Source organism: Mesorhizobium sp. BHscii (assembly GCF_053848065.1).
Genome location: NZ_JBSPKW010000017.1, coordinates 145000 through 151426 on the forward strand (window position 1 = coordinate 145000; position 6427 = coordinate 151426).

A 6427-nucleotide genomic window follows, 5' to 3' on the forward strand; every position below is an offset into this window, starting at 1 on the left:
GACAATCTCGGTTTGGGCCGCCCGTCCGTCCGGCACCAAAGGCCGAAGGCAGCACTGGCGTAGTTTAGTACCGCTCGAACCCTCTGTGCAGTTCCCAATCGGTAATGCGGCGGTCGTATTCGAACTGCTCCCAGTGGGCCGTATGGACATAATGCTCGAGCACGCCGTCGCCGAGCGCCTGCTTCAGCATCTCCGATCTCGCCAGCGTCTCGGTGGCATCACGCAGGGTTTTCGGAATTTCCGGCAGCTGCGAGGCTTGATAGGCATCGCCGACGAAGGGTTTTTGCAGTTCGAGCTTTTCGTCGATGCCGGCAAGGCCGGCCGCGATCAGCGCGGCGAAGGCGAGATAGGGGTTCAGATCGGCGCCGCCGATGCGGCATTCCATGCGGATGCCCTTGGTGCCCTCGCCGCACAGGCGGAAACCGGCGGTGCGGTTGTCCTCGCTCCACATGATCTTGGTCGGCGCGAAAGTGCCGGCCTGGAAGCGCTTGTAGGAGTTGATGTAGGGCGCGAGGAACCAGGTGAATTCCTTGGCGTATTTGAGCTGGCCCGCCGCCCATTGCTGGCCGAGCGTAGACAGCGTCCATTCGGCATTCTTGTCATAAAAAAGCGGCGTCTTGCCGTCGGCGCTCCACAGCGAATTGTGGATGTGGCTGGAATTGCCGGCCAGCCCGTAATTGTACTTGGCCATGAACGAAATCGCCTTGCCTTCAGCCTCGGCGATCTCCTTGGCGCCGTTTTTCAGGATGACGTGGCGGTCGGCCATGTCGAGCGCCTCGGCATAGCGTACGTTGATTTCTTCCTGGCCCGGACCCCACTCGCCCTTGGAGTTCTCGATCGGTATGCCGGCCGCTTCCATCTCGTTGCGCAACCGGCGCATGACGCCTTCTTCCTTGGTGGTGATGCCGATCTGGTAGTCGCCTATATAGGGCGAGGCTGTGTCGAGGCCTTGCCAGCGCTTCTTGCGAGCGGAATCGTAGGTTTCGCTGAACAGATAGAATTCGAGCTCGGAGGCGAAATAGCCGATATAGCCGCGCTCGCTCAGCCGTTTGACCTGCTTCTTCAGGATGGCGCGCGGCGAATGCGGCAGGTCATCATGGGTGTGGTGGTCGAGCACGTCGCAGATCACGAGCGCCGTCTTTTCCAGCCATGGAATGCGCCGCAGCGTCGACAGATCGGGCTTCATGATGAAGTCGCCGTAACCCTTCGACCAGCTCGCCGCCTTGTAGCCGGGCACCGGCTCCATATCGATGTCGGCGGCCAAGAGATAGTTGCAGCCATGCGTCTCATCATGGGCGGAATCGACGAAATACTGGGCCAGGAACCGCTTTCCCGCCAGCCGCCCCTGCATGTCGACGATGCAGGCGAGCACCGTGTCGACCTCCCCGCTGGAGACCGCCTTCTTCAACTGATCGAACGAAAAATTTCCGGGCATTTAAAACTCCAGCGTCCAGGTTCGCAAAGCCGCCCGCCGAAGCGCGCGGCCTTGTTTGCAGTCTCAATCAGCCGTAGCGATAGGGCGCCCCGGCCTTCCTCATCGATTCGTTGTACTTCTTGATGATGTCGACGACCTTTGCGCTGCGCTCGCTCTGCGCGGCGATCTCGTCCCAGAACTTTACTGCCTCTTCCTCGACCTTCGACCATTCCGCATCTGGAATGGTGGTGAGCTCAAGCTTGCCGGTGTTGCGGTAGTTGGCTTCGCCAGCCCAGTACCAATGCTGGCGGTAGTAGTGTGAGGCGTCGATTGCCAGGCGGAAGAGCTGCTGCAGATGCTCGGGCACAGCCTTCCACTTCCCGGTATTGACGAAGTAGGAGCCGGCCCAGGCGCCCGACAGCGGGTTCGTCAGGTAGTATTTTAGTGCGTCGGCCCAGCCCACGGTATGCATCTCTGTGATGCCGCACCAGGCCACACCGTCGAGTTCTCCGGTCTGCATAGCGGGTTGCACGTCCTCATAGGGAAGCGAGACCGGCACCACGCCGAAGCGCGACAGGAATTGGCCGCCGGTAGGGAAGGTGTAGACGCGCAGGCCCTGCAGATCGGCGAGGGACCTGATCGGCTTTGTGGTGCCGAAGTTGCAGGGGTCCCAGGCGCCGGTGGAGAGCCAGGTAACGTCGGGAATCTCGGCATAGGCCTCTTCCCAGATCTCCTTCAGACCGTGCCAATGCCACAGCGCCGGCACGTCGAGGGAATAGCGCGCGGCGAGCGGGAAATAAGCGCCGAATACCTTGACGTCTACCGGAGCGGCGGCGGAATCGTCGTCGCTCTGGGCCGCATCGATCGTGCCCGACTGGACAGCACGGAACAGCTCGCCATGCGGGACGAGTTGATCTGCGGTGTAGAGCTCGATCACCATCTCGCCATTGGCGGCTTTGTTGAACCAGTCGATCGAGTTCTTGATGACGTGCTCGGCCAAGGCCGGGCCGGCATAGGTCTGCAGGCGCCATGTTATCGGGCTCTGTGCCTTGACGTAGGGCATGGCCAGCGTGGACGCACCGACCGCGCCCGCGGTCGTCAATCCCGCTTTTCGCAGGAAATCGCGTTTGCTTATGTTTCTTGTTTGCTCAGACATCGTTCCGTTCTCCTCTTCGACACTCCTGAATGCGTGCAGGTCCACTATTTCCTGGGAAGCTCATTCTTCCTCTTTTGGTTCTTTCCTCGACGCATCACCCATTTCCAGTTGCCTATCGTCCCGAATAGAGGCTTGGCAGCCACAGCGCGATCTGCGGGAAAATCATGATGATGATCAGCGACAGCACCATCAGGAAGAAGAATGGCACGATGGAGCGATAGATGTCGGCCAACGTGATCTCGGGCGGCGCCATTGCGCGCATCAGGAACAGATTATAGCCGAAGGGCGGTGTGATGTACGCGATCTGGCAGGTGATCGTGTAGAGGATGCCGAACCAGATCGGATTGAAGCCGAGGCTGATAACCAGCGGGATGTAGAGCGGCGCGACGATGACCAGCATCGCGGTGTCGTCGAGAAACATTCCCATGAGGATGAAGGAGAGGAGCATCAGCACCAGGATGGTCCACGGGCTGAACTCCCATGTGTCGATCAACAGCGCCTTGACCGCCTTTACCGCGCCCAGCCCGTCATAGACCGAGCTGAAGCACAGCGCGCCGAGAATGATCCAGAGGAACATGCAACTGATGCCCAGCGTGTTACGGCTAGCCGTCTCGAAGGATTTCCGGTTCAGGTTTCCCGCCCACCAGGCGCCGAGCATTGCCAGCACCGCCCCCACGACCGAGCTTTCCACGAGGCTCGTCACTCCGGTCATGAACATGCCCATCATGACGGCGAAAATGGCAAGCGGCAGCAGACCTTCCCTGAGCAGCGCAAATTTTTCAGCGCGCGTGATCAGCGCGCGCTCCTCGGCCGGCAGCGCCGGGCCGGCTTCCGGCTGGATGAGACAGCGCAGATAGACATAGACGCCGAAGATCAGCGCCATCAGCAGGCCAGGGCCGACCCCGGCCAGCCAAAGGTCCAGCACCGGCTGCCGGGCGATCATGGCGTAGAGCACCAGGACGACGCTCGGCGGTATCAGGATGCCGAGCGAGGAACCTGCCTGGATGACACCGGTGACCATCGACTTGTCGTAGCCGTGGCGCAGCAACTGCGGCAGAGCGATCGTCGCGCCGATCGCCATGCCGGCGACCGACAGGCCGTTGAGCGCGGCAATCAGCACCATCAGGCCGATCGTGCCCAGCGCCAGCCCACCGCGCACCGGCCCGAACCAGACGTGGAACATCCGGTAGAGGTCTCCCGCCAGGCCGGATTCCGACAGCATGTAGCCCATGAAGATGAAGAAGGGCACGGTGATCAGCGGGTACCAGTTCAATACCTGGAAGGAGGCGTTGAAGGGCATCTCGAAGGATCCCTGCCCCCACAGCCACAGGGCCGCCGCCGAACCGACGAAGCCGATGACGCCAAAGACGCGCTGTCCGGTGAAGAGCAGCACCATCATGGTTCCGAACATGAAAAGGGTGATCGCCTCGGAACTCATGCGATCGGCTTCCCGCGGGCAATGGCTACGTCTTTGATGAAGGTCGAGATGCACTGCAGCAACATCAGGAAGACGCCCGTCGTCATCACCATCTTGATCGGCCAGAGCACGGGCGACCAGGCCGAGTAGTTCTTCTGATTGTATTGGATGGCGTAGTTTGTGCTCGACAGGCCACCGCCGAGGAGCACGACCAGGAAGAAGATAACAAAAAGGATGGTGATGGCGTCGGTGATCGCACGCTTCCTTGCATCGAGGCGGCTATAGAAGAGGTCCATCCGCACATGTTGATCGAGTTGCAGGGCATAGGCGCCGCCTACCAGATAGTAGGCGGAGAGCAGGAACTGCGACATTTCCAGCACCCAGTTGATCGGCACGCCGAAAATGATACGCGACAGCGTCGAGTAGAGCAGGATCGCGCCCATGACGAACAGCAGGTACATGGCGACGCGTCCGACGCGATAGTTTATCGCGTCAACGTAGCGGACAAAAAGCTGTGCGGCTCGGGGCAATGGTCTCTTCCTGTCGAATTATCGGATCGGATGGGCCGGGATCGGCCTGCCGCACCGCGGCAGGGAATCGGGACTCATTGATGGTTCCGGCGTGTGAATGCCAACGAAGATGCCCGTGAGCAGATCCGCCCATTTCCGCTGCCCGGCTTCGTCGGATATTTCGTCGTTGCGGATTTCGATCATCGCGCAGGGTAGCCCCCGCGGACGCGCGTGCCGTTCCAGCGTGAAATAGACGCGGTCGGCCGGCGAATAGGGTTCGTTGATGCCGACCGTGACGCCGGCGAGCCGCTGCAGCGCGGCGACAAGCGGCGCTGCCAGCCGGCGATCCTCGTCATGGATGATGCCGATGTGCCAGGGCCGGCTCATACCTTTGTAGACCGGGGTGAAGGAATGGATTGAAACCAGCCGCGTCTCGAACCCGCGCGCCAGCCTTTTGTCGATGATACTCGCGACCGCATCATGGAAGGGTTGCCAGGACAGGGCGATGCGCGCGGTGCGCTGCTTTTCCGACAGGCCGGTATTGCCCGGAATGGCCGTGGTCTCGCTGACCGGCGGCACCAGGTCGGGCGCGTCCAGTGGCCGGTTGCAGTCGATGACAAGGCGCGAAATGCGGGTCTCGACCAGTGTGGCGTCAAGCGCCTCGGCCATGCGGCGGGCGACCGGGAGCGCGCCGGGGTCCCAGGCGATGTGGCGGGAAAGCTCTTCGGCAGCGAGGCCGAGCGTTCCGAATTCCGGCGGCAGGAAGTTGGAGGCGTGGTCGCAGGTCAGCACGAATGGGCTCGATCCGCCAGGATTGGTCACCCTCACGGTTTCAGGCGATGCAAAGCTGGCGGGCCGTGCTGTCTCCATTGTTTTAGTCCCCGGGGGAGCGCTGTATCGTATATTACGTATTTTGCCTCATTGCGTCCCTGTGGATGATTTCATACAGTTCATCCGGCTTTGTCAAATGCGATTTCAGCAAAGCAGCCAGGGGGTGGGGAAAAGATGATTTCGAGCATTGCCGAACTGATCTCGGATCGCATCGGCACCATGCCGGCGGGCGAACGCCGCGCAGCGCAAGCGCTGATCGCCAACTATCCGCTGATCGGCCTGAAGACTGTCGCCGAGTTCTCAGCTGCCGCTGGCGTCTCCTCGCCGACCATCCTGCGTTTCGTCGCCCGGCTCGGCTTCCAGAACTACCCGGAATTCCAATCGGCGTTGCAGGACGAACTGGCGGCGCAACTGCAGTCGCCGGCGTCACGGACGCTCAACCCGCCATCGCCGAACGGCGGCGCGGTGTCGCCGATGCTGGAGGCGACGCTCGACAACCTGCGCGAGACGTTCAGGCACCTGTCGGACAAGCAGCTTGCCGACATCGTTGCAAAGCTTGCCGATCGGCGCGGCAAGACATTCCTGATCGGTGGCCGCTTCACCGATCCACTGGCGCGCTACATGGCCGCCCACCTCGCCATCATCCAGCCCAATGTCTTTCACCTCGCCGGACAGGAAAGCGTCTGGCGCGACCGGCTGATCGACATGGGAAAGCGGGACGTGCTGGTGATCTTCGACATCAGGCGCTACCAGGACAGTTTGGTCCGTTTCGCCGAGACGGCGCATCAGCGCGGCGTGCAGATCGTGCTGTTCACCGACCAGTGGCTGTCGCCGATCGCTCGCTTCGCCCGCCATGTCATCGCCGGGCGCACCGCCGTGCCCTCGGCCTGGGACTCTTCGGCGGCGCTTTTCGTCGTTGCCGAAACGCTGATCGGTGCCGTCACCCGGCAGCTCGAGGCCGACGGCGCCAAACGCATCCGCGAGCTGGAAAGCCTGCGGTAGCGGGCGCCGTCGATGCCGTAGATGCCAAACTCAACCGCGGCAGGCCGCAAACGCAAAACGGCCCGCACTGAGGCGGGCCGTTTTGGTATTTGGTTGCG

6 protein-coding genes are annotated in these 6427 nt (G+C 61.7%); 1 reads left to right on the forward strand and 5 read right to left on the reverse strand.

Annotated elements, in window-relative coordinates; translation table 11 throughout:
- Positions 1–64: 64 nt before the first annotated feature.
- From ACWTU7_RS22395 to ACWTU7_RS22415, 5 genes are all read right to left on the reverse strand, one after another.
- Positions 65–1435 carry a glutamine synthetase family protein gene (locus ACWTU7_RS22395; protein WP_455840278.1) on the reverse strand — a complete coding sequence of 457 codons (1371 nt, stop codon included), beginning with the start codon at positions 1433–1435 and terminating at the stop codon, positions 65–67.
- A 67-nt stretch (positions 1436–1502) separates the two neighbouring features.
- Positions 1503–2570: a TRAP transporter substrate-binding protein gene (locus tag ACWTU7_RS22400; protein WP_455840279.1), complete on the reverse strand. Its 1068-nt coding sequence runs from the start codon at positions 2568–2570 to the stop codon at positions 1503–1505.
- Between the two features lie 112 nt (positions 2571–2682).
- Entirely contained in the window at positions 2683–4008 is a 1326-nt protein-coding gene (locus tag ACWTU7_RS22405) for a TRAP transporter large permease (protein WP_455840280.1), read from the reverse strand.
- Positions 4005–4517, reverse strand: a complete 513-nt coding sequence (locus ACWTU7_RS22410) for a TRAP transporter small permease subunit (protein ID WP_455840281.1) — start codon at positions 4515–4517, stop codon at positions 4005–4007. Before ACWTU7_RS22410 ends, ACWTU7_RS22405 begins: the two co-directional genes overlap by 4 nt.
- 18 nt (positions 4518–4535) lie before the next feature.
- Positions 4536–5366: an N-formylglutamate amidohydrolase gene (locus ACWTU7_RS22415; protein ID WP_455840282.1), complete on the reverse strand. Its 831-nt coding sequence runs from the start codon at positions 5364–5366 to the stop codon at positions 4536–4538.
- Between the two features lie 135 nt (positions 5367–5501).
- Here ACWTU7_RS22415 and ACWTU7_RS22420 point away from each other — a divergent pair, with 135 nt between their 5' ends.
- The gene (locus ACWTU7_RS22420; protein WP_455840283.1) at positions 5502–6329 is read left to right on the forward strand and encodes a MurR/RpiR family transcriptional regulator; all 828 of its coding nucleotides are present in this window, start codon (positions 5502–5504) and stop codon (positions 6327–6329) included.
- Positions 6330–6427: the final 98 nt, after the last annotated feature.